This is a genomic window from Donghicola eburneus (assembly GCF_900115865.1).
Classification (GTDB): domain Bacteria; phylum Pseudomonadota; class Alphaproteobacteria; order Rhodobacterales; family Rhodobacteraceae; genus Donghicola; species Donghicola eburneus.
On the sequence record NZ_FOXY01000009.1, the window covers coordinates 1 to 24,255 of the forward strand.

Sequence of the window (24,255 nt, forward strand, 5' to 3'; positions counted from 1 at the left end):
TGAAACGCGCCCCTCGCAGCCTTCAACACCATGTTTTATATAGGAAATATAATGGTCAGGACAGCGAAATCAGCGCCTTACTTGGGAAATGTGGGGTATACTTGTATTTATTAGAGCCCGATTTCGATAAGCCGCTTTCATTGGAGACGTTGAAGTGTGTGACGCCAACGACAATACATCGCGATCCTTTGCAGTCCGTCTCTTCATGAATAGGGACAAAATAGTAATCCCTATTGGGCCATCGTTGAAATAACTTTCTCTTATCTTCTACAACGTAATTTATAGACGACGTGCGGCCGTAAAAATCCACACCATTGACATAAGCTGAGGACATAAATCGAATGACCTCGCGATCGGAAGAGGATATGGAACTGTGAAGGTCATGAATTAAATCATATGCGTCTTGAGTTGAGTGCCCATTAAATATAACCTCCATCTCTTCTTTAATAGCAATCGAATCCACCAGAATTGTCGAAACGCCAGAAACCGCCACAATAGCTGCCCCCAAGCCTGCAACCCACCAAGTTTTATCCACTTTCCAATGCCTCTATATGCTCATCACATGAAATTAATCCAGGCAGCTGTGTGCAAATCCAATTTCACCTAGACCAAAAATTTCTCACGCTCACCGAGTCTTTCTTACCCTAGCCTTAGTTCCTTGTGTTCGCACTTATTTATAACAAAACATCTTGCGCAGCATACGAACGACTCAATAAATCAATTGCTTATGATGTCTCAAAAGTATTCCCAAGTGCATCCATCTACGTATCGATTCGTACATTTCTGAAAAGCCTGACAATAAAGTAAGAGCTTTCGGCAACAATTCCTGATGACGTGTTGGGTGTACACAGATCTTACATCAACTCTTTCATACTTTCACTTTCAAGGTTCTTTATCCCTGATACAGTCGAAAGAATGAGAAAAATATGAATTTAAAACTACTCATCTCTCTGCTGCCCTTCACACAAGCCAATTTTACATCAAGGTGACAATATGTGTCTAGCGCAGACAAAGTTTCAATTTTCGCTTCAACTGGATTACACGTCACATTCATCCTTAAGCACCATCACGCCTCATAGTTAACTTCTATGTACTTTATATGTAAGCTAATGGCGACATTTTCGATGCAGTCTATAATTGCGGATAGATCGCATGCCGGAAATTATCCATTTCATTTTCTGTGACTAATGTGAATGTGATTCTCCTTGGCTATCAGAATGCGCAATGTCGCGGCTGGATGGGTATGATGCACCTTGCTATAGAAAAATTTCCAACGGGAGAGAGGAATAAATCTATGAGTGAGAAATACCTCACTGGTGAACAACTGGCTCAGCGCATCCGCAAGGTTTTGGCTGGCGACAACCCTTGGATGTGCGTCGCCTTTCTAGGTCCAACTTGGATTGATGAACTGTTTGCTGGCGGGGCAGCGCCGGAGAACCTGCGCGTCGTGTGCGACCTACATATGGGTATGACAGTTCAGGCGGCACTTCGCGCCGGAGGAGCCCCTGACAACGAACGCCTACGCCACTTCCCTGACAAGCAAATGCATGCGAAGATCTACGCGTCTGACAAGGGCGCGGTTGTATGTTCGGCCAATGCCTCGCGCTCCGCACTATCCTCGGCTGACCGGATCGAGGATGGAGTGTGGTTGCCCCGCGGAAGCAAAGCGCACCATGAAGCCGAAGCTACCTTCGAGACGCGCTACAGCAACGCCGTGCGTGTAGACGCTGATGCTCTCGCAAGAGCGCCAGAGTACTTGGCGGGCCTCGGCGCCGCTGCGGTCGGCACAAATGAGGCGGTCGATCTCGGGGACCCGCCAACGCTTTTGCAACTTCTTCGCCACGACCCTGAAGCATTCAAGGGCATCCGCTTTGTCTTCTCGAATGAAGACGTTACCGAGACGGTCCAGGCGGGTGCCAAGACGATTATGGACGAAGAGTTGACGAATAACGATGGCACTGCGGAAGACGCGGGTGCTGGCCCACTCAAGTACCATTGCTTCTCCAACTGGGAAATGAAGGAGAGTGACTGGCCCGGGCTGTTCATCTCCGTCTACCGTGGGTCAAACGGTCAAATTTTCCTTGGCATGTATCGTCATTTACGGTTTCTCCAGCAGGTCTCTAATGGGGAAGGTGAGACCGAGGAGGTGTTCGTTGCAACCAAAGTTAAGTGGAACACCGGTGGAGCTTCGTTCGGAGACCTGCGAAAGCTGGCAACGATCTTGGAGTGCCAGACTGAGCTCGAAACCTTGTTCCATAACGAACGCATATTTGATCGCGTGTGCGGGAAGGTGCTCGACGCCGCAGACGCACGCAAGAATTTGAAGCTGACATAGGTACTATTGGGCAAGGTTTGAAGGCGGATTTCGGTAGCGAAACTTTAATCAAGTGCGCCCCTGCGAGGGGGGCAGGTAAGACCATGCCGCAGGATCAGGAACTCGAAGCCGACTCGCGGCAACACGGCGACCACCTCACCTAGGCGAGGCCTTAATCTGGCGAGGATCCGGCCCTCAGCCAACCTTCCACATATGCGCGGCGAAAGTCCGCTTTTCTGTCACGGGTTCATCAGACGAAACCTCCGCCGCGAGACCTGAGCGCATCGGCAAAGTGGCAAATTCGGGCGAAGCCAGACAACGGTTCTAATAGCAGAGGAACTAGCCTTAATAGGCAGGCACCCGTCGCCAAACCACACCGTTCAACGCGTGCCACTCGCGGAAAGGAGCCTGCCTTGACAGTCAGGCAGAAGGTATGTCGAGTAGGGTTGCGTTCAGATGTAACTTATCGTCAGCGGGCGGGTAGATTGATCGGGGTCACGATTGGAAAGAAGCTTTCTGCATAGATTAAGCCTACTCATTCCGTGGTCGGCATTGGCGAGCGTAGGGAACTCCTATCCGGCGCGATTAACTGCGTTGGCGCCTCTGATTGGTTACCTTATCATTTACAACCAGCTAATTGCTGATTTTCTTTCTATCGAAAGGTGGGGGCACAGGCGCCGAGCCTGTCACCATTCTTGATCTTCTTGGGGACCTAAAACTAACACTACTCTATATTGGCCTAATATTTTTTGGCATCGGAGCAATCCTGTTTGCCATATTTGCGCCGATTAGCATTAAGAAATACAAGACGCCGGAGGAATGCGTTCTCGCAATGGGGGCAGCGCAAACCGAATGGCTTATTATAGACAGTTTAACACGGGTTGGCCGGTCGGCATGGAAAGGAGAATACTTCGAAAATCCAGATAGCTACGGGAATATTTCATTAAGCTTCACGGAGGAAGCGATGTTCCAACTTGATGCTATCTTGGAACATGCAGGCCACAATGCTTTTGATGACGAGCCTCACTCCAACAATTCGGAGCAGCCTGACCCGGATATCGGATTTTACAATGCCTTGGGTTATGTAATGACGGACCGCGTCTTGGAATGCATTCTATCGAGGCGCAGAGTTCATCGAGCATTATGGCACAATGCCATCAGCGTTATTGTAGAGGATCGAGCACGGGACGTGTTTTATATGACCTACACTTTTGATGAGTCGTCCAGATTTGGTATGCGACTTTCCTGCGCGGTTATGTTCACTATTGGATCTGCACTGCTCGCGATCCCGACTCTAATCACTTCTTTCGAAGTGATCTCGAAAATTTGAAAGTAGAATAATTCCTTCACGGGGTGGCATAATGATTTCATTAATTCTGCGCAAGCTGCGTGAACGTCGACTTGGTGGAAAAATTATCGGCTGCTCAAGGTGCTTCGATGATATCGGGTTGCGTAAAGTTGCTGAAAAATTTGGGAAGAGTAAGTTTGGGACTTGTCCGATCTGTGGTTCGTCGGACGGGACTAAGCTTACCCACAGCGCGCTGGAACTTTCTTGCACTGAATTTTTTGTTCGCGGCTCAATTTTCGCGGGCAGAGGGTGGTTTGCGCCATTGCTCCAATTTAACTATTTTGACAGGCCGATCGATGAAGTCGGGAGAGAACCTCTACGAAAAGACATTAGGCTATTGTCTGAGGCCTTCGGGCTGAAAGTTTTCCTTTACGGCCCTCCGCTGTGGATGTTTGGAAAGCCCGCTGAGGAAGATGGAAAGCAACGTTGGGAAGATTCTGCCTACCAAAAAATCTGCGACTATCACAACGAGCGAGAACTGGACAGTAATTCCACATTCTTTCGAGTCCAAAGGAACATCGAATTCACGCCTGAAGATGCACGATTTTGTTCTCCGCCAGAGAATTTTAGGACGGCCTACGGACGATTTGACTCTCCCAAGCTACCTATCTTGTATTGCTCTCTTGACGTCGAAACTTGCCTCCATGAGAGCAGAGTCAGCCTTGAGGACGACATTTTTGTTGCAACGATGCACCCAACAAGAACGCTACGCCTCTTGGATCTGACTTCGCCAAAAGTGGATTTTGAGATCTCTCCCTTCGATGATCCTCGAATTTGGCTGAAAAGTCTTGTCTACGATCATGGCAGCTATGATTGTTGTCAGCGGTTGGCTTCGCACATCAGGTCGCTCGGCTACGATGGTTTCATTGTTGAAAGCTATTTTCAGCAGGCCGCTCGTGCAAAGCACGCGAACCTATGCCTTTTTGACCGTCCGGTAGTTTCCGGGTTGGTTAGAGTTGAGGGGATCAACAAAGTGAATCTTCACAACGTTTCATATGAGTTCGGTTTTGGCCCAGCCATCTTCAACAACGAACTTTTTGTCGACGAGGAGCAGCTGCTTATCTGCGACGAGGTATCTTCAGCTGTGGAGCTAAATTGACTGGTAAGAATGACTGTGACATCCGGTCAGCGTCGGCCCTTGCCAAGATAGTTTGAGCCGGAAACCTATGGCACCTCCCAGCGACGTGCCGGACCCATCAATCCAGCTCTTGCAGAGCCTGCTTTCTGCGTACTGCGGCCGTCTACAGCAAGCGCGGTGGAAGTCGGCTTTCCGCCCAATTTCCAATTCGAATTTGAGATGCTGCACTTTATTCTAAAGTCTTGGAGGGGCGGGAGCTGCCGTTCGCTGCATGCGCGCAGACTTCAGAACGACGGGCGGAGAGCAGTCGTTCGCGGCATGGATGGCTAGGGTCAGTTTGGTGGTTACGCCGCGAGCAGGTTCAAGTCGTCGGGTCCGTGGTAGACGACATCAAGGTATTGGTTGTCCGGCGCGACTCGCGCTGTGGTTATGCCCCGCGACATCATGATGAGCGGATCGGCGAGTCGACCAATTTTATCCATCGTGGCAGAAAGGATCAGAATTTCGTCTCCGTGACCGACAAGTTTTACAGCCACCCCAGTTGCAGGCACATTTTCTGGATTGAGCCATTCAGCTTCGAAAGTTGCAGATTGCGTACTCCAGATGCTCCGCTCGGGGGGCACATAGTTGGTGGTGAAATCCAGCCATAGCTCATGGCTCTCTGGCGTTGGCCACTCGGCGTTTTGGCCAAGTTCAACGACTGCCTCAGAATCCATCCAGGCTCTCATGTCAGCGGCATTCTCAAAATTCGCGCCAGTGTCATAGACGGCTTTGATCGCGGCCAACCGTGAAGTGAACCCGGCCTGCATCAATATCGCCGCACTACGGTTGAGCGTGCCAGTCTCGATGGCCGGAACGGCAAGACCGGTCTCGAAGTCATCGATGGTGAAGATTCCGTCATCGCCAATGGTGTCACCATTGGCTTGCGCTCGAACCTTAATCGCCTCGATGCCCCAAGGCAGCTTGTAGATTAATCCGTTCTCGACGAACCGCAGTACATCGGACGGGTTATCGGCAACCACTTCAGAGAGTGGTTGCCCCATCAACCAGAACCGCAGGACATCGCGCCAGTTGTCGGGGAAAGGATCGGGCACAAAGTGCACTATGTTGAAAACGATTTCGGCCAACCCTGTAATCGCTTCGATTGCCTGTTCGTTCTCGTTCCCCAAGATCGCCCCGTTGGCCGCAATCAAGAGGTCATTGGCAGCCGCGGCGGAAGCATCAAGTTGCTGGCCCGCTTGCAAGCCGACCCCAGCAAGGAAATAACCACGTCTTTGTTGCGTGGTGCTCTGGTTCCAAATCAGCCTGGCGCGAGCTTCGAGGCTCGCCTTCAAAAGGTTCTGCACCCCTTCTTTCTTACGAGCCAAACGGCGTTGCCAGAGTGAAGACTGCAAGACCTCATCAAGTTTTGCGGCAATTTCGTCCGCGGCAATGTCCAGCTCTCCCAAAAGGCTCAACAACGCCGTATCGAGAACGGTTATAAACTGATCCCATCGATATTCTTGGGCCTCTCTCACTTCGGCCTTCTCTTCGGCGATCTCCGGGAAATCCCAAGCAACGGCGTTATTCACTACATATTCTTGAAGGTCCGCTAGACGCTTTATTCCGATAGCCTTCTGCAACCGAACCAGCAAAGTAACAAGAAGACGCAACAGGCCGCTTTCGAGACTGTGCTCGCTGGCTTTTTCGATCAATTCGATCCACTGCCTTCTCCTGTAATTATGGTTGTCAAAAATTGGAAAAAGAACTTGGCCCTCAACGTCGATGAACGCACGACCGGCCCTGCCAATGACGTTCTTAAACTCCGAGGCCGGGATTATCTCACGATTTCTATGCAGCGAGTGCATTATCACGGCCGTTGCCGTCAAGTTCAGGCCTTGAGCAAGAGTGGGTGAGGAAACCGTAATCTTCAAAGCGCCGTCCCTAAGCAAACGCTCCATTTCCTTCCGGAATGGTGTCGGCAAAGCTCCGTGGTGAACGGCAACACCCAGTGACAAGCACTTGAGAATGGGGTGGTTCTCCCCGAGCCATTCTGCGCCAATCGCGAGAGCGGGCGCTAATCGTGCTTGATCGATGGTAAGTACGGAGTCCAGAAAGCCGCGACCCGCTAGATCAACAATGGCGTCGGCGAACGGCTCGACGGATTTTCGTAACGGGCAGTAGATCAAAACAGATTGCCCGTCTTCAACCAGCCGCCACGCCGTAGCTAGAACCAGTTCGCGCTGGTCTCGTGGAAATGGGATCGTTCGCTGTCCGCTCGTCGGGTGTCTCTGCCCAAAGAAGTCCGGCACGAACGGCTTCTCTTCTCCAACCCGTAACTCCAGGCGTGCGCTGTTGTTGCGCCAGATCACCTCTCCAAATCGAATACGCGTCGGGCGCCAATCAACCGAAACCGCATCGCCGTCCTCGTCGCGACGTATCCAGTCCACGAAATCATCAAACTGATTTCCCTCGGGAAGGATCGCCGACAGGCAAACAATGCGACGCTGATCCGCATCGGCGCGCCGCAAGAGTCGTTGAATCTGGACCTCGTAGCGAATTTCACGTTCGCCGAGACCGATCATGTGGCCTTCGTCCAACACCACAAGTCCCACATCATCAAGGATTGTCGGGTCGTTTCTCAGTGCGAAGTCCAGCTTCTCAGGAGTAGCGACAACGATATGACGAGTCCTTAGAGCGTCTTCTTCAAAGCCGCTCGTTCCGATGCTTCCATACAACGCTGAAATGGTCTTGCCCAACGGGCCGAACGTGCGCTGTAGTCCGGTCTCTGTCTGTGCAGAAAGTGCGCGGAGGGGAGTCACAAAGACAATACGACGACCCTCCGATAGGCATTTTAGAATACAGAGTTCCGCCACGCGCGTTTTTCCAGCGCTCGTTGGCAGAGAGATGACAAGATTGTCCTTGGAATCCACCGAACGCCGGGCCGCATCAATCTGAGACGGCCAAAATTCAATTTCGGACCGCTTACGACCAAACAACGTTGCAATGAATAGCCGACGCAATTGCTGCCAAGCCGCTCCGTCGCCTTCCGGTGGATTGGTCGGCAGAACTTCATGGAAACTGGAGCCCCACAGATCGTCCAATAGGTGCCTAGTCAGACGGAAGCACCACCACTGGGGAACCAGATTCAGTTCGGCTGCAGCGGCCAATCCGTCTTCGATCTCTGCGTGCGCCACCTCCAAAAGGTCTGCCTCTCCGGTTTGAAGCGCAAGTAGGAAAGCAGCGAGGCCGCCGTAGAGCTGATCTGTGAGGGCGAGGTCTAGAGCCCCGGAGATTACCTCTCCGTCATCCTCTTCGCCCGCTCCTTGGTCTGCCTCGTCCTCCAAGACCTGCATCAACTCTGCTCGCACGGCTGCATCCGAACCAGTGCCTTCCAAGTTCCATGCGGTGATTTCAGCTTCAAGCTGATCGAGAGATCGCAAGATAAGAAGGGCGAGCGCACGTTCCATGCGCGAAAGGTTCACATCCTCCAACGTGACGAACAGCATCGAAAACGCGCGGGCCGAAAGCCTTGCCAGGTGAAACGAGGCAGAAGCCAACAGACGGACGAAACCCCTTCGCGGATCGTCAGGATCGCCCTTCGAAACAATGGCCTCGAAGGCATCGCCTGCGTGTTCGAACGCAGAGCGCATCATGGTCAGGTCGCCGCCTTCCTCGCGAAGCCGAATGCCCAACGAGAGCAGCGCATGGCCGTAGCCCATGAGATCATAGGAAAGCGAAGGGGCGAAGCCGGGAGCACCCGGAGGAAGCTGGCCATTGCGCCAGATCATCGCGCGGGCCTGTCCTCGGGCGAGCAATCGGCCCCGATAACCCGGCTCCATCGCCTGTCCGACAATCGCTTGAACTTCATCGATATTCATTCGCCGAACACCTCTTCAAAAACCCTTCGGATGAAATCTTGGTGGTCCGCAATTCTCAGTCCTACGCCGTTTTGGGGTATGCCTTCACCGCATCCGTTCAGATCAGCACGAAGGAAGTTGTTCGGGTCATTGCCGCTAAACGTGAAGAGCAAATGCTGGACGTGCGCGGCTGTAATCCCGTCCACGAGTTGCGCTTTGAGAATGGCATCTGGAAGCTCTTCCTCTCCCATTTCGCGCAACCGGTCTGCGACGAAGGTTAAAGCGTGTGGCGAAGGCAATCCGCCGTCACCATCCAGCGCACCTCGGGCCTTCGTAACAGTACGTGTCTGAAGGGCGGCTTCGCTCTTGGCTTCCACTTTCAGGAAATTGATTGGCCGTCCCTCAGCCGCAGGGCGAAGTCCGATTACATCGTCGCCTCGCATGGCCATTTCTCGATGATCGCGCCACCGCAGCCTTTTCACAGGGGCAGAGAAGTCCGTCCGTTCTTCGATATACTCCGTCGCATAAATCTCTCCTAAATCGCCCGAGCGTAGGGAAGGTGTGGTGGGAAGTTTCTGGCGGAGGTATTTCGCCGCGGCTTCCTTTCCCAGACGCTCAAAGACATGCGCCACCTGCTCGGGTGCGGCATAGTGATCGGGCAGGATTTCTACCGCCTTCTTTTGTGCGACGGCGCCATGGCCTTCCAGAAGAGTGACCAGACGCAGCCTGTGCCCGTTGACTTCGGCTTCTGTCTCATCACTCCATTCATCAAACGAAGCCATGAAAAACGCCTTTCTCTCTTCACAAGTGACTGTGCTATTTTCGGTTAATTCAATTCAAGCCAGGATTGTTCGGTTGGACAACAACTAAAGCCACCCAGAGCCCGAAGAACATGCAGCATTGTTCGTATGGCAACTTCGAGCCAGCACTCCTACGTCGAAGAGAGGCGGCAAAGGGTCGCGGGCGATACACTGCCCGCCCGGCGAACCTCCGTGAGATGAACGACGCTGCGCTACTTTGCCAACGGCCGCTTTCGTGACACCGCGTTGCAGCGGAGGCAGGTCGCATGGAGGTCCGCATTGGGCCGTCCATAATTGGCAAATTCGTGGCTCGACCAGGAACGCAGCGCTGCCTTCTAGGTAGGCTGAGAGCCGGTTGCAGATATACCGGCTGCACCTCACACACGGAGGTAAGGCGCTCTTCCATAACCGTCGAAGCGAGCGCGGAGCCGTCATCATCGAACTTCGTCAAGAAAGAGCTTCAGCTTCCCGCTCAGGGCAGGTCCGTCTTCATCGCAAACTTGACTGAATGTGATTTCAATATCGCGCTTGCCACCACGCTCATTGAACGCAACCACATCGAACTCACCGTCGATAACGTTGCAGCCGCGACCTGCGCCAGATATGCTCAGTCCAGGGCTAACCGCATCTTGAAACCCCTGTCTTTGCGCATCGCGATAGCGTGTCTGAGTCAGTGCTTGACCTTCGGGGGCCGCGAAAGAAGCCCGGTACGTCCACCCGTCGCTTTCGATTGAGAGTTCCAGGCTGTTGCCGTCGAAATACTCGACCTCGATCACATCGGTCTCCGTCGAGAACGCGTGCGACTGTCCATCCGATATGTATTCGCCATCCACACCGGTGAAAAACAATGCTCCGTTTCGAACAACATACGACGGCTCCTCAGCTTCATAATTCCCATAGGACGCCGCTGCGCTCGAAGACAGTCGGATCGCCGCGTCGACAGACCCAGAGCCTTTGGACCGGTAGATCTCAGACACGCGGCGGGAAGGGTCGGTATAGAAGGCTGTCGCTTCAGAGCGCGTAACGCCCGGAGAGCTTTCGGGATCGCTAAGGTATCCCTCCTGGCTAAGCACGCGCACGAGATCTGCGACCGAACCTGACTGAACGCCTAAGTTTTTTTCGAGCGCGAGAGCGAGCCGCCGAGCCAGGGGGCCAATGTTGAAATTGCTCGCGGAGCCTGGCACGGGAGAAGAGACGGTGGGAACGGTATCTCCGGGAATTGCCGAGAATATCACCGGGTCGTTTCCGTGAAACTCGTTTATAAAGCGCATGATCGCAGCGACGTCCCGAATGTTGCGTAGTGCCTCTTCGCTAAAGACAGGCGATGCGAATTCCACTTCATCGCCCTCGTAACAAGCATCGAAGATCACCAAGAAGCGCGAACCAATTTTTTTGAGGCGATCTACGATGTCGCCTGCATAAATCAGCGTCTCGGCCAAAACGACCACGTCCGACTCGCCGATCTCGCCTTGAGGTATAACGACGTTTCCCGGTTGCAGAAAGTAATTCCAACCAAATCCCTCGCCAAAGCCGTGCCCCATATAATAAACAATAATAAAATCATCGCGCGGGGTCACTCTTGCCACGGCTTCCAGGCGATCAAGCGCATTGAAAATGTCGTTTCGAGTAATCAGAGCGTTATCACTCGACGTCAGCAAATGACGCGATGCCGATCCAAAAATACTTTCAAGCCGGCTAAGGGCAATCGATGCAGAGAAAGGAGCACCAGTAGGATTAAATCCTGTCTCATCACCTTCGATATTGCCAGCATAATGACCATTTCCGATAGCTAAGATATGGACATCGAGAGCATCTTTTGGCCAAACCTTTATCGGAATCACGAAGATCAAAACAAAACCGAGCAACAGTTTTCTCATTGCGACACCTCTTCCAAATGCTCTCTGCTGAGAGAGACAATTCGCTGAACGCGACGCTTGATTTGATCGCTTGTCGTACGCCCCGCCTCGAGATCCCGGAGATCATTACGAAGCCGCACCATCTGTAGCTCGATTTCTTCGTTCTCGGTCAGAATCAGAGCGCCCCAATAGGTTTTATCGAAGGCGCGCTTGTTTGCTGCATCGATGTCCGAGCCTGAATCCAAATCCGCCGCTATTCCGCCGAGCACTTCCGCAAGCGCGCGATACGCGTCTCGCCGTTCGTCCCATAATCGCCGCTCATACTCTGCGAGGTTTCGAGCTTCTGCGAGTTCGTTCTCGCGTTCCGCCGTCCACATGTCTCCAATGACAAAGATGAGCACACTCAGAATAAGGCCCAGACCGGTGAGGGCGGACTTCACGAATTCGAAGCGGAGCTCCCAACGATCTTTCTCGTTCATCCCAGCGGCCTACTCGGCAAGACGTTGCAAGATGCGATTTTCGGTCGGCACGTCCTTGGCATCTTCGATGCGAAGAATGGCCTCCTCGAACAGGAGCAATTCCTGCTCGAAGCGGCGCCCCGAGAGTCGGTACGACTGCCCCTCGAACGTAACGAACGTATCGAGCTCGTCCGTGGTGATCGTATAGCTTCTTTCTATAGAAACGAGTCTACCATCCCCGCAGACTTTTTCGGTCATCGTTCCGTCTTGCACGAATGTGAGTTCGTGGCCGGTAAGGCAGTCCGAACCTTCGCCGAGCTCGACGGTCACGGCTTCCTGCACCCACGTCTTCGATGCGCCACCATGCAAGAATGTCGAAAGATCGCCTGCTGGTTCAGCTTGGACGTAAGAGAACGCCAATCCAGAGCATAGGAAAATCAACAGAAACCGCATGTCTCGATTCAACTCCAATTATAAAAACTCTCGATTTGTAAGCACAGAATTTGTTTTTTAGGATTCAATTATCTATTGATAAAACATATACGCAAACGAAGTTTCTATCAACTTGGAATGCTATCTTGTGCCACAATCCATGAACCGTGGTGGTGCATCAAGTTGACCGCAATCGGCGATTAGCTCCTATTAAAGCAATCGCAAGCTACAAAAACGATGGCGGTATTACTACTCCGAAGCGCCACCGTCGTCGTTTCAATCTTCGATAACTGTTTTGTCCGCGATCTGTGGGTTCACCATTTCTCGGTATATGCAGTTGGAGCTAATGCCTCATCTCACGGGCCGCAACGCAGTATAAAGCCTCTTTGCCAAGACCCGATTTGGGTCGTTAGGGTTAAGGCATCGTGACTTCAACACCGTAGGCTTCCAGCTTTGACCTAGCGGCTTGCACGGCTTCGGCTGGAAAACTTTCTGCGTGTTCGACTACGATGTATTCTCCAGTAAACTTGGCTGCGTTAGCTGCCACCAAAGCCTCAAATCCAGGAGTTACTTTTGGATCTAACGCCCAGTCCGTCAAGGTTTGGAGAGGACCCTTGTCCGCGATCTTTCGACGTGTATAGCTGGCTAGTTGCCTGCGACCATGCTTCTCCAGAAGAGTTTCTTCATATGCGGTCACCGCTTGCCACAATCGCCTTTCGATAGGGTCCTCGTAGTCAGTGCCAGATAACTCATAAACGCGAATTCGGCACGCATTTGCGATATCCTCTCGCTTTAAGCGAACTGCATTTGCCAGCAGTCTGCGAATGGCATCGACATCTGACATTTCATTTGGATCTGGATCTTTAGCCAAAGAGTGATCTCCACTAGTTGCCTTTGAGGACATTGAAACCGAAAGACGCGAACGTAAAAATTCCCGCGGAAAAGTTAACATCGGCCCTTGGGTTGCAGACCACCATCGCAGTTGGGTGTCGCAATATCATTGGTCACATGTCCTGCATTGAGCCATGAACGAATATTGGCTCGGACCGTTGTTCGCATGCCAAAATTTTCAAAATCCGAGCAGCCAGAAATCCGAGCCTTTGCCGAAAGCGATCAGCAGAGGTTTTCGCAGGGCACTCCATCATTGTCGCCATCTAAAGCGCCGCCCCAACTGCAGTTGGTGAAATACCACCGCGCTTCGCGGCAGCTGGATATGCTCTTTGAGCAATAGCGCCTTGGAGAGCAACTCCAGCTTTGCGCAATACGATATGAGCTCCTATACGTGTCTTCTTGGTGGATTTGGCGTTGCGATTGTGGGCTAAAGATCGTGATCGGGGAGGCTTCTTCGGCGAATGCTGGCGCTGGGGGAAGCGCTGCTAAAAGCAACAAAGTCAGTAGTTTCATTTGTATTCTGAATTCTTAAGTCATTGTAATCTAGGATCACAAAGTTACCTTGGAATGAGGCGCTATTGGGGCGGTGATGTGTTCGCTCAGTGCCAATGCGGAGCGCGCCACCCTGCTGCAATGGCGTCGGCTTCATTACAAAACCAACGCTCCCCTTTAGCTGGTGAGATCTTAGTACGAGAATACCAAGGCGACCAAGGCGCGTGGTAAATCTTGCCGTTCTTTGAAATGTTCCCTTTGATGGGGCATCCTTCGGGAGCGCTTTGTTTCGCCGCCGTCCATCTTTCTTCGCGGTATTCCCAGGGGGCTTGGTTGACGCCAGTCCAGACGCCCTTATGGCGTGCCTTGGCGGTCTCTTCCGCTTCAGAATAGACATCATCGTAGCGCCTGAACGACCAAGCAAGGCCCGCTTCGACAAGGCTTTTCCCAAGGTCAGTGCCTGACGCAAAGCATGTCGCGATTGTTCGGCCGTAGCGGTCTCGCGCCATTGCTTGGCACTTCAAGTCACTGTTGGCGAGCAGATCGACAAGAAACGCTGTCGCGGCCTCGCCGCATCGCCAGGATGTTCCTGAAGAGTTCAAGCAGGTCTGTCCGCTTTCTGGAGCATCGATCCCGTTCAGCCGGTAGGTGATCTCGCCATCGGAGAGGGTATCACCATCAATCACCCGAATTTCCGCTGCTCCTGCAGTGGAACAGGCCAATACAGAGGCAAATAGCGCTAAGGGCAGGATGATGTTTTTCATTGGATTTGTCGGGCCATCGAAGGAAAGTTAAATATTTGTTAGCGCTCCGCTCGCAGGGCGTCGGCGTGAGTTTGCGCAAAGGCGAGCATGCGGGTCACGCAATTTTCTTGAACGAGTTGAGACATTTTTTTTGAAAAGGGCCCCTGAATTTACGCGGCGGGGGGCGCCTTAGGGTCGGCCCTTTGTAGTGCCTTTCCATTCTGCCCGGGTAGTGAATGATAACGGCGTCGGTGATTTGAAATGGCAGCGAAGCGCCCCGAACAGCAGAGATATGAACTAAAACGGGTGTGGCAGGGGAAGCCGTTCTCTGAAGGTGCGGACCAAAGAGCAGCCAAGTTTCATGCGAAAGCATGCTCTATCCTGTGCCGAAGGCTTTCGAAGAGCCGGTCTTCAAGTATTGATGCGGTATGACATGCCGTCTGCGTTTATTGCTCTAAACGCCGTTCACGTCTCTAACGCCGGCGCGGAGGCCTTTTGACGACCATTAAAGGAATGCGTAGTCTTTGACGACGTCGGGCCCTGCTGGCTTCGGCGCTCTCAAAGCACATCTGATTGGGGAAACACATGAAAACGGTTCGCCTTTTTGACTACCCCCAGCTTCGCTACCTTTGTTGGCATCGTCAAACCGATATGGAACTCACAGAAGAACAGGCTTGGAGCATCTATCGGCGTCATTGGCGGCACTTAAACAAGGCGCGCCTCACTGAAGAGGAAGCTGCGTTTATCGCCAGATTGGAGGAAGAAAACTTCAAAAGAAAGTCGGAACATCTTCCTAAAAGTCCATTCTCTTAAAATACATGAATGAATAATTTTCTTTGCATTTTTCAAAGAAACTCATCTCTTTTTCCATCTTCCAGTTCACCAAACGGCCTTAGAAAAACCCTCAAACGAATAAAGTTATTCTTATATTTCAGGAATTTGACCTATTGGACAGAAATACGCACTGAATTGTTCTCAACGGAAACGTTGACCAGAAAAACAGCCACAGGAAAACTGGAGCTATTTTAAAGTTCATTCTGTGGAGTATTAGCCTTGAAGGAATGTGATCTGGTCATGAGGGGCGGCACAACTTCTGGTGTCGTGAGCTACCCCCCAAATTTCGGACACTGACATAAGCTATGATTTGCAGTCTGCTGATCTTCGACGAGAAGGAGATCAGAGATGTCGAAACGCAAGCAGCACGCGCCTGAGTTCAAGGCGAAGGTCGCGCTGGAAGCCCTGAAAGGGGAAGAGACGGCGGCCGAGCTGGCGAGCCGGTTCGGGGTGCATCCAACGATGATCCATCAATGGAAGCGCGCCCTGCTCGAAGGCGCGTCCGGCGCGTTTGAGCGTGGCGGCCGCAAGAGCCCCGAGATCGACGAGGAGCAGGTGAAGGAGCTCCACGCCAAGATCGGGGAGCTGGCGGTGGCCAACTCTTTTTTGGAACGAATGTAATGACCCAGCGATTTCTGCTCAATTCAAGCCGCTAATCTGAATGCATCGACAGGCGTGCGCATGGCAAGGGCTTGATGAGGACGGCGGTTATTGTAAAAGCTGATCCAGTCGCCGATCATCAACGCGTGGCTTGCCATGTGACTTGCGAAAGAAAGGCTCAAGACGCACCATCTGCGCATCCGTCAGCCAAAAAAGATCAGACATGTTCACCACGCGATTTTCAAACCGTGAAGCACGCCATCCGACTGAAATCAATGGATCCTGAGCCTAGATCAGGCTACCATCTGCCCCAAAACCCCTGACGACGGACAGTACTGCAAATGCCCGAAACATTGGTTTCACCCAATGTCAAGGCTGGGGGTGCAGCCACCAATAGGTTCAAAGGACGATTCTGAACACTCGAACGCGATGCGCCCCTTCGCTATTACGCCCCGAAAAGACAACATGTTCCATATCTTCACTTATAACGAAATTGCCCCATATGATTTGAGACTTAATATCATTTGAAAGAGATAGACAACCTGAAAGCTCCTGTTGAGGATCGCTTCTCCTATACTCATTTAAGCAAAACTCCTCTCCATCAAACTGGTAATAGAAACCTAGATTTAGTTTGGGGCTATATGTCACTCCAGCAGCATTCAATGGAACTCGATAAATTGCGACCCTAGAAAGCTCTCCTGCCTCCTGGTCGTAACTATAAGCTCCGTATCGATGAAACGGGAGTATAGGCGATTTGGGCGCGTATTGAGCCTGCGTAAGCGCCAGTATCAACGAGTTTTGAGGATGGGGCGCATGCTCGATTTCCTGTTCGTCCTCTAAAGTGAGTGAAGTAAATTCTGATGTGCTACCAGTTTGTTTGTCGATTTGGTACATCATGAAGATAAGTGTTTCACGACCACCAACATTTGGATGGCGTGTGACCCCCACTGGTGGAAATCGGAGGGAAACATATTCAGGAGGAATTACAGAATAAGGCGACATGTACCTCTGATCTTCCTCTAAGAGGTCAGCGGTCACTTCCAAGTTTTTATTTATTAAAGTGAGCTTCTCAGCACTGGTGCCCGCAACTAATCCACCTTCAAACAAAAGAAGTTCATTTACATCTTGCCCCAAGTGAATCGCACCCAAGGGTTCACTGCTCGCAAGGTTATATTTCCGAATAACTCCCCCCTCCTGCCCGCCAATAAAGAAGGTATCATCATTGAAAAATACTGCAGATAGGGCACCAGAGCGAAAGCCTTCAATATTCTTAGTTTTTCCAACCTCCAAGTCTATAATCTGCGCCCTCGCTCCCCCCGTGTAATTATATCCAGCCACCAATAAATTCTTACCGCGTATGTCGGCATCCAGCATGTCAACATCGACACTATATTCCCCAACCTCCTGGTAGAAAATAGTTTCAAAGCGTTCAGGTTTCTCTGAAGCTTTGGCCGGGTTCATACCACTCCCGACCGCTAGCGTACCCATGAAAATAAGTGTGCAAATTAAAGAGAAATATATTGGACGTAATTTGGTGGAATGCACCGCCAATATTGCAACGTCGAAGGTCTGGGTTGGTAAGATCAATTCTGTGGCTCACATTTTGAAATGATGTCGCGCGATGGACTTGTCGAAATTTATAGCGAATATTGTTTAATTATTTGTGGGCTTCTATTCCCGCTACTAACTTACTTTTCACTTCACAAGAAAATTGCTCTCCTTGACTGCACGCACTGCTGAAGATTCCAGAGAACTCGATAGCCTCTTCCCTTGTTGGCATGACTAGGTTTTCTTCGAAAAGACTCCAGAGCTTTTCGCAAGAGAATTCGTCCCCCTTCCGGCAACCGATCACAATATAATCAAGCGCCCTTTCGTCATAAAATTCATTAGACTTTTTCCACCATTCATCCTCAAAGATGAAGTGTAAAAACGTACACTCATCAACTACACCCAGATGACAAGATTTATCAGATGCATCAATAACCTCAGGGCCAACGCCCCCCTCTTCAAACCGAAGTATCGTGCTTAAGTCGCTACAAGCCTCCGCATTTCCGCGATCACAATTGTCTCTAAGGAATCTTATTTCTTCATCAATTCCTACAAATATCGGTGCTTCTATGATTGGCTCTTCGATTTGCACCACCGGAGCTTCGATAACTGGTTCTAGGATTAGATTGTTGGTCACCACGGCTCGCCCATCAATGGCCTCGCAGGATAAACCTGAACCCAGCTTCAAATCTTCACACGGATCGGCGGGCTTAGGAGTGAACATTTGCCGTAGAATGTCGCTCTGCTTCAGCAAAGCCGTCATACGAATGCCCTGATTGGGCCCTCGATCCCTGATATCTTCGGCGGCATCGCCACTCGCATGGAGAAATAGCAGCGCACGGTCTTCATCGGCAAAGCCCAATGCTCCGGAGCTTCCCGCGCGCGTGTCGCACCAATGCAGAACATTGAGGCCTACCACTGGTCGGCCAGCATCAGCAACGCATCCGCCTCTGGTGACCCTCATGATCCCTCCTAGCGCATGGCTGACGATTGTCATGGTCTCGCCAGCTTCGGGATCACGAACGGACGCCTTAAGTGGGGCGATATTTGGGACCGGTTTCTCCAATTCAAGGATGGCGTAATCCAGATCCTTACTGCTGCCGATTTCAACTGGCTCAATTCGCACATCGTAGCGCGGACGATCTGAATAGTCCGCGTATTTTTCATACCCAAGAAACAAGTACATTCCGATAGCACGCCCGGATCTTTGGGTTGCTTCGAGGCAATGAGCGTTAGTTAGTAGTAAATGATCATTGAGCAGCGTTGCTGTACAGGCGTCCACCTCCCCGCCTTCTCGGCAAATGCGAAGCATGCCAGTCCGATTGGCCGCCTTCCGAATTGGGCCCTTAAGAATATTTTGCACGGGCTCCATTTGGCCAAAATTCTTATCCTGCCGTGGACCAGTCAATGCCTGATGGTGACCAAGCTTTAACTCCGAAAATGATTGGCTATCTTCACACTTCTCCAAATCACTTTTCGCAAAAACACCCAGGAACCCCGCTTGTGACGGCTCGGCGGATATTGTTAGAATAAATGACAATATCGCTGAGAGGAAAAACTCAATGAGGCGCTTCATCATTCAACAACCCAACAATATCAATTCCGTATTCTCAAAAATGTATACGCGAATTCCAGTGCAAATCAATTGCCTGGACATCGAAACGCCCGGGCGCTGCAATCAGGGACGCTGGCTGCCTTGCTTCAGCCAAGCTTCAAAGGCTGCATCTCCGACGGAATTGGACACTAAGCCGCTATCAGCATCCGCCTGAAGTTCGCGGGTGGTCCGCAAAAGCGCGTCCTTGGCATTGGACGCAGCCCGGCTCGACGCAAGAACATCGTCGATCGAGGACAGATCTTCGGCAATTCCACCGACGATCTTGTTTGCCCGCACAAGCGCACGCTTCGAAGGAATAACTTCGAGGGCCGCCAGAACCTGGGCCTCCTGCGCATTCACCTTGGCCCGTGCTTCCGACAAATGGCGCGCAACCGTTGCCGCCTCGGCCGCGCTCGCATCAAGTGTCCGCTTCTCGTTCCACACAAAACGAACCTGCGCCTCCAGCGCCGTGCGATCCGGATAGCTCACGCCAATGAACGAGTAAGGCCCGCTCATCTGCGTGTCCAGCAGCCGGCGCCCTTCTTCCGCGAAGAGAGCATTGCGCGCGGAGAGAGCTTGCGCCTGGCGCGCTGCTTCCTGCGCATTCTCCTGCTCGGCTTTGAGTTCGGAGACACCGCGAGAGATATCTCCCAGAGCTGCCTGAAGATCGTCTTCCCGACGATCCAGACAGGCAACAGGATCAGTATCGCAGTCTGGTGCCGTCAGATCGGTCAAACCTTTATTGAAGGCTTCAAAAGCTGCGCGGCTGCGCTCCGGTGCCGCAATCGCGGCCACACCGGCCAGAAGTGCGAAAGTCGCTGCCATGCTCGTGATCGTTTTCATCTCGTATCCTTTCCCGGGTTTCAAAGGGCGTCATCACCCCATGCCTTTCCTCCGGTCAGGATTTGAAAAATGGTCTCGAAATTACCTGACTTTCATTTTGATTAATTTGCACTGCACTCCTTTGGTGCCGCATAGAGGATCCAAGGGTAAAGAAACCTTGGCTGCTACCGGTTTTGGTCGCGAAAGCCGTATCGCTTCAAAGCTCTGCTTGACCTCTGGTGTGCAGTCATGATCGCACGGAATGAACTTCAGCCTGATCTTTTCTTCTAACGCCTTTCCGTCGACATCGAACGTATACTGCTCCGGTACCCGCAGCAGTGTTTGTTCAGGAAGCAACCAATCACCGACTTTTTCCAAGCCATTCCTGCCGGAAACTTCGATGACGACGCGGCCCCGCACTGGAGCAGCCATGCAAAGAAATAGTTGATCACCTTCTTTCACCAAAGGCACCTCAGCATTCAAATTTTGATAACCGCTCGATAGCCTGCGCTTCAATTGGACGACGAGTTCAGGACTCCCGCTGTCCGCCCTTATTTGAGAGAGGGCGACCGCTGAGTTCTCGTCGGATACGACCAACGAGACACGGCGGTTCCTTTCATTCTCAGGTTCGTTGGGAAACAAAAGTCGCTGCTCCCCAAAGTAGCGAACCGAGACACGATCAGTTTGAACACCGCGCTCGGTCAGAGCATTACGCACTGCTAGAACCCGCTTCTTCGAAAGTTCTACATTATATTCGTCGGTTCCTCGGGCATCGGTATGGCCTTCCAATGAGAACCGCGATGTTCGAAAGTCCGCACTCAAAAGCACATCTGCGAAGTCATTCATTTGCGCAGCTGCGCTTGGCCGCAACGTCGAAGCATCAAAATCGAAGTTGATATCTGGCAGATCCACTACTGTGACATCTTCACAGCCATCTTGATGATTTTTTTCCGAAGCGACCATTTTCATAGTTTCAAAGGAAATCACCTCGCTGGCTGAAGGCTCGTTCGGAAGCGCAATCAGGACGGCGAGAGCAATCGCCACCAATGCGGAAATCCTTACTAAGGTCACTTGGCAACCTCGAACTCTAGCTTTTGCCAAAGTTTCAAACGTCCTTCGGAATCTCCTTCTCGTCCACACAATTTGGTTTTGGAAGATGTCAACCTGACCGCTTCATACCTTAACATCGCGTAATCTCTATTGCCTACCGAGGGCTTTTCAGGGTCACATTTGGGTAGCTGTTCGTATACAGAGGCCAAATTCTGGTTCATGTCCTCACCAGAAACTTTGCATGGTAGATAATAGAGAACCATGACTTCTTCGTTAGATTCATTCCCATCCAAGCGATGATCGTAAAATTCATAAAACTCACCATCTGCGCACGCGTCTCCCAGAGAACAAGGCAGCACAATGGGAGCGTCGCCAAACGCAAAGTACGAGTTCCCCAACGTTGACGTTTTGTCGTTTTCGTCGGTAGCCTTTACCTGAAATTCACCAGGATAGTTTCCGACGATCTGAATCTTGAAGAAATCTCCATATCGAAATTTAATTTCATTGGGCTGGCCTTTCTCAATGAAATCGCCTTCATTGCTGTACCTCAGAAACTCTACATCCAACTCGATGCATTCCGATGCCAACACTGCGGAAGACATCATGCATATTGACAATGCTGAAAAAACGTTTCGTAAAACATTCATAATTGCCCCCTATGGGTGAGAGATTTTCACTTCCAACTGCACTGAAGGATTTTCTTCTGATATCGAGAATTCCCTGAGGCCAGAGATGACTCTCTCTGCACCGTTCCGAAAGCAACTTCCAGCGGCCTCTCCGCAAAGAGCAATAGTCGCTAATAAGGACCAATCTGGCGCGATATTTTCGAGAAGGTGACGTGTGACAATCCTTCTACCACCGTCAGAGAAAAGCTCTGTGCCGTCAGAAAGTTGTACCCCGAAAAGACCATCATAATTGGTAGGATCAATGACAACTGCAACTTCGTCCTTGCTGGTAAAAAGGTGCCCTGGGGCCAACTCAGCGCCTAAGACACCGGCTGGCTTCACACTCCAAAGCGCAATCTTGAACTGCGCGTCAACTGGGTCGGATGGCATGTCTTTCTCCTGAACAAGCGAGGCAACGACATCATTATCTACGCGAAGATCTTCGTTTTCTGCAGGGATGGGATGAAAATCCACAAAGGTCACGACGAGTGCCGCGCAGAATAGCAAGAAACCTAGAGCAACCCCTCTAAGCAAACGACTATCAAAGAGCGGTTTGCCATTGTCAGGATCTTTGTCGTCTAAGGTATTTTCACTTTGTGTCTCTTTAGCGTTCGGTGAACCAAGTTTCTCCCACAGGTCTGCGAGATCGAAAAAATTTTTTACAAAGCGAGGATTCCATCCTGCTTCTTTCAATTTAGCTGCTCTATCTACGAACGCCTCATCATCTTGAGCACCCTCGGGCAAGATGAGCAGCTTCTCCGCAATGTCGTCATCTGCGCCAAAAGACAGAACTGCATCCAATTTTCGTGCCAAGCCTTCAATCGGCAACACCTCGAAATTATCGCCCAAGTTCCCACTTGCGACGATGCAAGCCTTTCTAGCTGCAGTTGCTTTCAGTGGTGAAAGATAGGAAACCATCCTTTCTGCAAGTACCATAGAGAGAACGAAGCTTCTGCCATTAAAATCTCTATAATTCTTAATGGTTAGGGTAACCTGTCTCAGTTCGCGACCACTGAATCTTTTGACTTCTTCACCGTGGGTCCTCACTTTGTCGCTTATCAAAGGATTAATTATCCCTGCGAGCTTTTGAGGATTATAAAAAATATGCCCTATGTTTCCAGTTGATTTGGCATCAGAGATTATCTGGTGGATTTCCCCATCATCGGTTGGGAAGTAAATATTCTCCAGATATACAGACGCGGTCATATTTCTTCCTCTGGCATGAGCAAAAAATCAAGACCAACAGCGTCCGGGCGCTCTTTCAGTGGCCAAATGCCGTTTATGTACCCCTGATCATCGAAAAAATCATTGAGTATTATCCGACCGGACGATAACTCCATGAGTTTCATCCTGATGCCACTGAATTTATGCGGATTATTAGTTCTCAAGATCGCCTGCCAGTCTTCGCTACCTACCGGCTCGAAAGTAAGATTCAGATCTGCATTCTCCAAGTCGAACGTGATAGAATCTCTCGAACGGCTGCTCGCTGCTGCCCGCAATTTCGGCTTATTGTCATTTGCGACAATGTCTTGGAATTTTTCCGCACGACGATCGATCCAGGCCTCTTCAAATACGAGGCGATTTGCGGGAGAAATTGCTAGAAGCATTCTATCTGCCTCGGAAAGATTAAAGAAGCGCCTCTCCCAATACTCTCTAGACTTGACAGGAATATCAGGAAGATCGTCTTGTCCAGAGATCAAATTTGAGATCAGGCAATCAATTTTCTCATCCAACATCTTTTTCTTCCTTCAGCATGTCTGTCAGCTTTTTTCTTAAGTACTCTTGAAATTCCTTTCGATAGTCCCTTTCCCTATCCCACAGAACATTCAACCTTCCATCCCCAGATTCTGCACGCCTTATAACCTCTGGGTCATTCTCAGAGAAATATTCCCAAACAAAAAGACGTATCAGTTCAACGATTTCCCTCTCAACACGCGTCGAACTCAAAAGCGTTCGCTGAATGTCCCCCTCAAGAAACTCTATGAAGTCATGTTCTTTATCACTCAATGGCTCTGTATCGGTAAAATCACGTCCTGAAGTATACTTGCCGCTAGCGGAGTACGTATTTTCACCCGAAAAATAGCGTTCCGGCTTATCCAGATTTTCACTGGCCTTCCGCAAGCTCCAATAAAAGTCGAAGTCTGAGAATGCTTCGTTAATTGTCAAATCATGGGCTTTTTTTGCTGTAAAATACTTGTGGCCGTAGTCTGTACGAAAGTATTCACGTGCTTGAGACGTGCTTTTGTCTCCCTCTCTCATTGATCTCACCCAAGATTTCTTAACATCGAGAAGTCGAAACACTCTTTCTTTCGAGAGTTCTGTTGCCTTCATAAGTGGGACGAACGAGAGGCCTTTTTTTACATCTGCCATGATATTTTTGGCGAAACCTTTGTAGTCAGGGACGCAATCGCACTTTTTTCTTCGCATGGAACTTTCTGTATCGTTGCAGACTTTCCTCGAAATTTCCGGCATACACTTTCCAGCAGCCAGTTCCACCACGCATCGGTCAATCGCAACAGGCAGCGGTTTGCTTCTTTGAGAGAGGATGATGCCCCGGAGCCAGTGATGGGACAAAAAATGCTGTTCTTCGTCACATTCACGATTTACCCAAGCTGCCTTGATGGCTGGATCTTTCGTTCCGGACGCGATCTCGAACGCTCGATCGCCAAATTTTGTAATACTTTTTTGTCCTAGGACCTCGACGTGCTTTGTGCACGCGCCGTTTTCCGCAATATCCAACCCAGCCCCGAAGGCATGCAGTAAAATATCTCTCCCTTGAGGCGTGGCAAGAACCCAATTCACTTCCTGCATGCTATGCTCCTTAATTGCTCCATCTTTATACCGGTCCGGTTTTCAAAGATCGGTCGAAATTTTTTAAATTTTTTCCCTGA

23 protein-coding genes and 1 pseudogene are annotated in these 24,255 nt (G+C 50.9%); 5 read left to right on the plus strand and 19 right to left on the minus strand.

Going from position 1 to position 24,255, the window contains the following annotated elements; translation table 11 throughout:
* Positions 1–55 precede the first annotated feature (55 nt).
* Complete coding sequence (locus BM225_RS21630; protein ID WP_143095395.1) at positions 56–535, minus strand: hypothetical protein; 480 nt, start codon at positions 533–535, stop codon at positions 56–58.
* Positions 536–1,294: 759 nt separating this feature from the next.
* Here BM225_RS21630 and BM225_RS15295 point away from each other — a divergent pair.
* The 3 genes from BM225_RS15295 to BM225_RS15305 all read left to right on the plus strand — a co-directional run bounded on the left by BM225_RS15295 (position 1,295) and on the right by BM225_RS15305 (position 4,761).
* Complete coding sequence (locus BM225_RS15295; RefSeq protein WP_092464833.1) at positions 1,295–2,335, plus strand: phospholipase D family protein; 1,041 nt, start codon at positions 1,295–1,297, stop codon at positions 2,333–2,335.
* A 616-nt stretch (positions 2,336–2,951) separates the two neighbouring features.
* Positions 2,952–3,644, plus strand: a complete 693-nt coding sequence (locus tag BM225_RS15300) for a hypothetical protein (protein WP_092464834.1) — start codon at positions 2,952–2,954, stop codon at positions 3,642–3,644.
* Positions 3,645–3,675: 31 nt separating this feature from the next.
* A complete protein-coding gene (locus BM225_RS15305) occupies positions 3,676–4,761 on the plus strand; it encodes an RES family NAD+ phosphorylase (RefSeq protein ID WP_092464835.1) in 1,086 nt (361 codons plus the stop codon).
* Between the two features lie 323 nt (positions 4,762–5,084).
* Here the strand turns inward: BM225_RS15305 and BM225_RS15310 are convergent, their stop codons facing one another.
* From BM225_RS15310 to BM225_RS15340, 8 genes are all read right to left on the minus strand, one after another.
* Entirely contained in the window at positions 5,085–8,600 is a 3,516-nt protein-coding gene (locus BM225_RS15310; protein WP_218157060.1) for a DEAD/DEAH box helicase, read from the minus strand.
* Entirely contained in the window at positions 8,597–9,361 is a 765-nt protein-coding gene (locus BM225_RS15315; protein ID WP_092464836.1) for a Hachiman antiphage defense system protein HamA, read from the minus strand. The genes BM225_RS15310 and BM225_RS15315 overlap by 4 nt, the downstream gene beginning before the upstream one ends.
* Positions 9,362–9,813: 452 nt before the next feature.
* Positions 9,814–11,256, minus strand: a complete 1,443-nt coding sequence (locus tag BM225_RS15320; RefSeq protein WP_092464837.1) for a caspase family protein — start codon at positions 11,254–11,256, stop codon at positions 9,814–9,816.
* Positions 11,253–11,714: a hypothetical protein gene (locus BM225_RS15325; RefSeq protein WP_092464838.1), complete on the minus strand. Its 462-nt coding sequence runs from the start codon at positions 11,712–11,714 to the stop codon at positions 11,253–11,255. The genes BM225_RS15320 and BM225_RS15325 overlap by 4 nt, the downstream gene beginning before the upstream one ends.
* A gap of 9 nt (positions 11,715–11,723) precedes the next feature.
* Positions 11,724–12,164, minus strand: coding sequence for a hypothetical protein (locus BM225_RS15330; RefSeq protein WP_092464839.1), 441 nt, complete (start codon positions 12,162–12,164; stop codon positions 11,724–11,726).
* A 376-nt stretch (positions 12,165–12,540) separates the two neighbouring features.
* Positions 12,541–12,996, minus strand: coding sequence for a hypothetical protein (locus tag BM225_RS15335; protein ID WP_143095396.1), 456 nt, complete (start codon positions 12,994–12,996; stop codon positions 12,541–12,543).
* A 242-nt stretch (positions 12,997–13,238) separates the two neighbouring features.
* A complete protein-coding gene (locus BM225_RS22405) occupies positions 13,239–13,529 on the minus strand; it encodes an excalibur calcium-binding domain-containing protein (protein ID WP_143095397.1) in 291 nt (96 codons plus the stop codon).
* A gap of 86 nt (positions 13,530–13,615) precedes the next feature.
* Positions 13,616–14,272 carry a thermonuclease family protein gene (locus BM225_RS15340; RefSeq protein ID WP_092464841.1) on the minus strand — a complete coding sequence of 219 codons (657 nt, stop codon included), beginning with the start codon at positions 14,270–14,272 and terminating at the stop codon, positions 13,616–13,618.
* A gap of 564 nt (positions 14,273–14,836) precedes the next feature.
* Here BM225_RS15340 and BM225_RS21640 point away from each other — a divergent pair.
* Positions 14,837–15,064 carry a hypothetical protein gene (locus BM225_RS21640; RefSeq protein WP_143095398.1) on the plus strand — a complete coding sequence of 76 codons (228 nt, stop codon included), beginning with the start codon at positions 14,837–14,839 and terminating at the stop codon, positions 15,062–15,064.
* Positions 15,065–15,433: 369 nt separating this feature from the next.
* The gene (locus BM225_RS15345) at positions 15,434–15,706 is read left to right on the plus strand and encodes a transposase (protein WP_092464842.1); all 273 of its coding nucleotides are present in this window, start codon (positions 15,434–15,436) and stop codon (positions 15,704–15,706) included.
* Positions 15,707–15,729: 23 nt separating this feature from the next.
* Here BM225_RS15345 and BM225_RS22410 read toward each other — a convergent pair whose 3' ends face one another.
* The 10 genes and pseudogenes from BM225_RS22410 to BM225_RS15390 form a co-directional block, all read right to left on the minus strand.
* Positions 15,730–15,843: an integrase core domain-containing protein gene (locus BM225_RS22410; protein WP_420809859.1), complete on the minus strand. Its 114-nt coding sequence runs from the start codon at positions 15,841–15,843 to the stop codon at positions 15,730–15,732.
* Positions 15,812–15,910 (minus strand): annotated as a pseudogene (locus tag BM225_RS21645) (IS5/IS1182 family transposase); the annotation flags it as partial. The gene BM225_RS22410 and the pseudogene BM225_RS21645, both read right to left, overlap by 32 nt.
* A 174-nt stretch (positions 15,911–16,084) precedes the next feature.
* Positions 16,085–17,146, minus strand: coding sequence for a hypothetical protein (locus BM225_RS15355; protein WP_092464843.1), 1,062 nt, complete (start codon positions 17,144–17,146; stop codon positions 16,085–16,087).
* A 196-nt stretch (positions 17,147–17,342) separates the two neighbouring features.
* Positions 17,343–18,812 (minus strand): trypsin-like serine peptidase, encoded by a 1,470-nt coding sequence (locus BM225_RS15360; RefSeq protein WP_092464844.1) that lies wholly within the window; start codon positions 18,810–18,812, stop codon positions 17,343–17,345.
* Positions 18,813–18,911: 99 nt separating this feature from the next.
* A complete protein-coding gene (locus BM225_RS15365) occupies positions 18,912–19,670 on the minus strand; it encodes a hypothetical protein (RefSeq protein WP_092464845.1) in 759 nt (252 codons plus the stop codon).
* 81 nt (positions 19,671–19,751) lie between these two features.
* Positions 19,752–20,693, minus strand: coding sequence for an OmpA family protein (locus BM225_RS15370; RefSeq protein WP_143095399.1), 942 nt, complete (start codon positions 20,691–20,693; stop codon positions 19,752–19,754).
* A 23-nt stretch (positions 20,694–20,716) separates the two neighbouring features.
* Positions 20,717–21,346, minus strand: coding sequence for a hypothetical protein (locus BM225_RS15375; protein WP_143095400.1), 630 nt, complete (start codon positions 21,344–21,346; stop codon positions 20,717–20,719).
* Between the two features lie 9 nt (positions 21,347–21,355).
* On the minus strand, positions 21,356–22,570 hold the full coding sequence (locus BM225_RS15380) for a hypothetical protein (protein WP_092464848.1): 1,215 nt from the start codon (positions 22,568–22,570) through the stop codon (positions 21,356–21,358).
* Positions 22,567–23,100, minus strand: coding sequence for a hypothetical protein (locus tag BM225_RS15385; protein ID WP_092464849.1), 534 nt, complete (start codon positions 23,098–23,100; stop codon positions 22,567–22,569). The genes BM225_RS15380 and BM225_RS15385 overlap by 4 nt, the downstream gene beginning before the upstream one ends.
* Complete coding sequence (locus BM225_RS15390) at positions 23,090–24,175, minus strand: hypothetical protein (RefSeq protein WP_092464850.1); 1,086 nt, start codon at positions 24,173–24,175, stop codon at positions 23,090–23,092. Before BM225_RS15390 ends, BM225_RS15385 begins: the two co-directional genes overlap by 11 nt.
* Between the last annotated feature and the right edge of the window lie 80 nt (positions 24,176–24,255).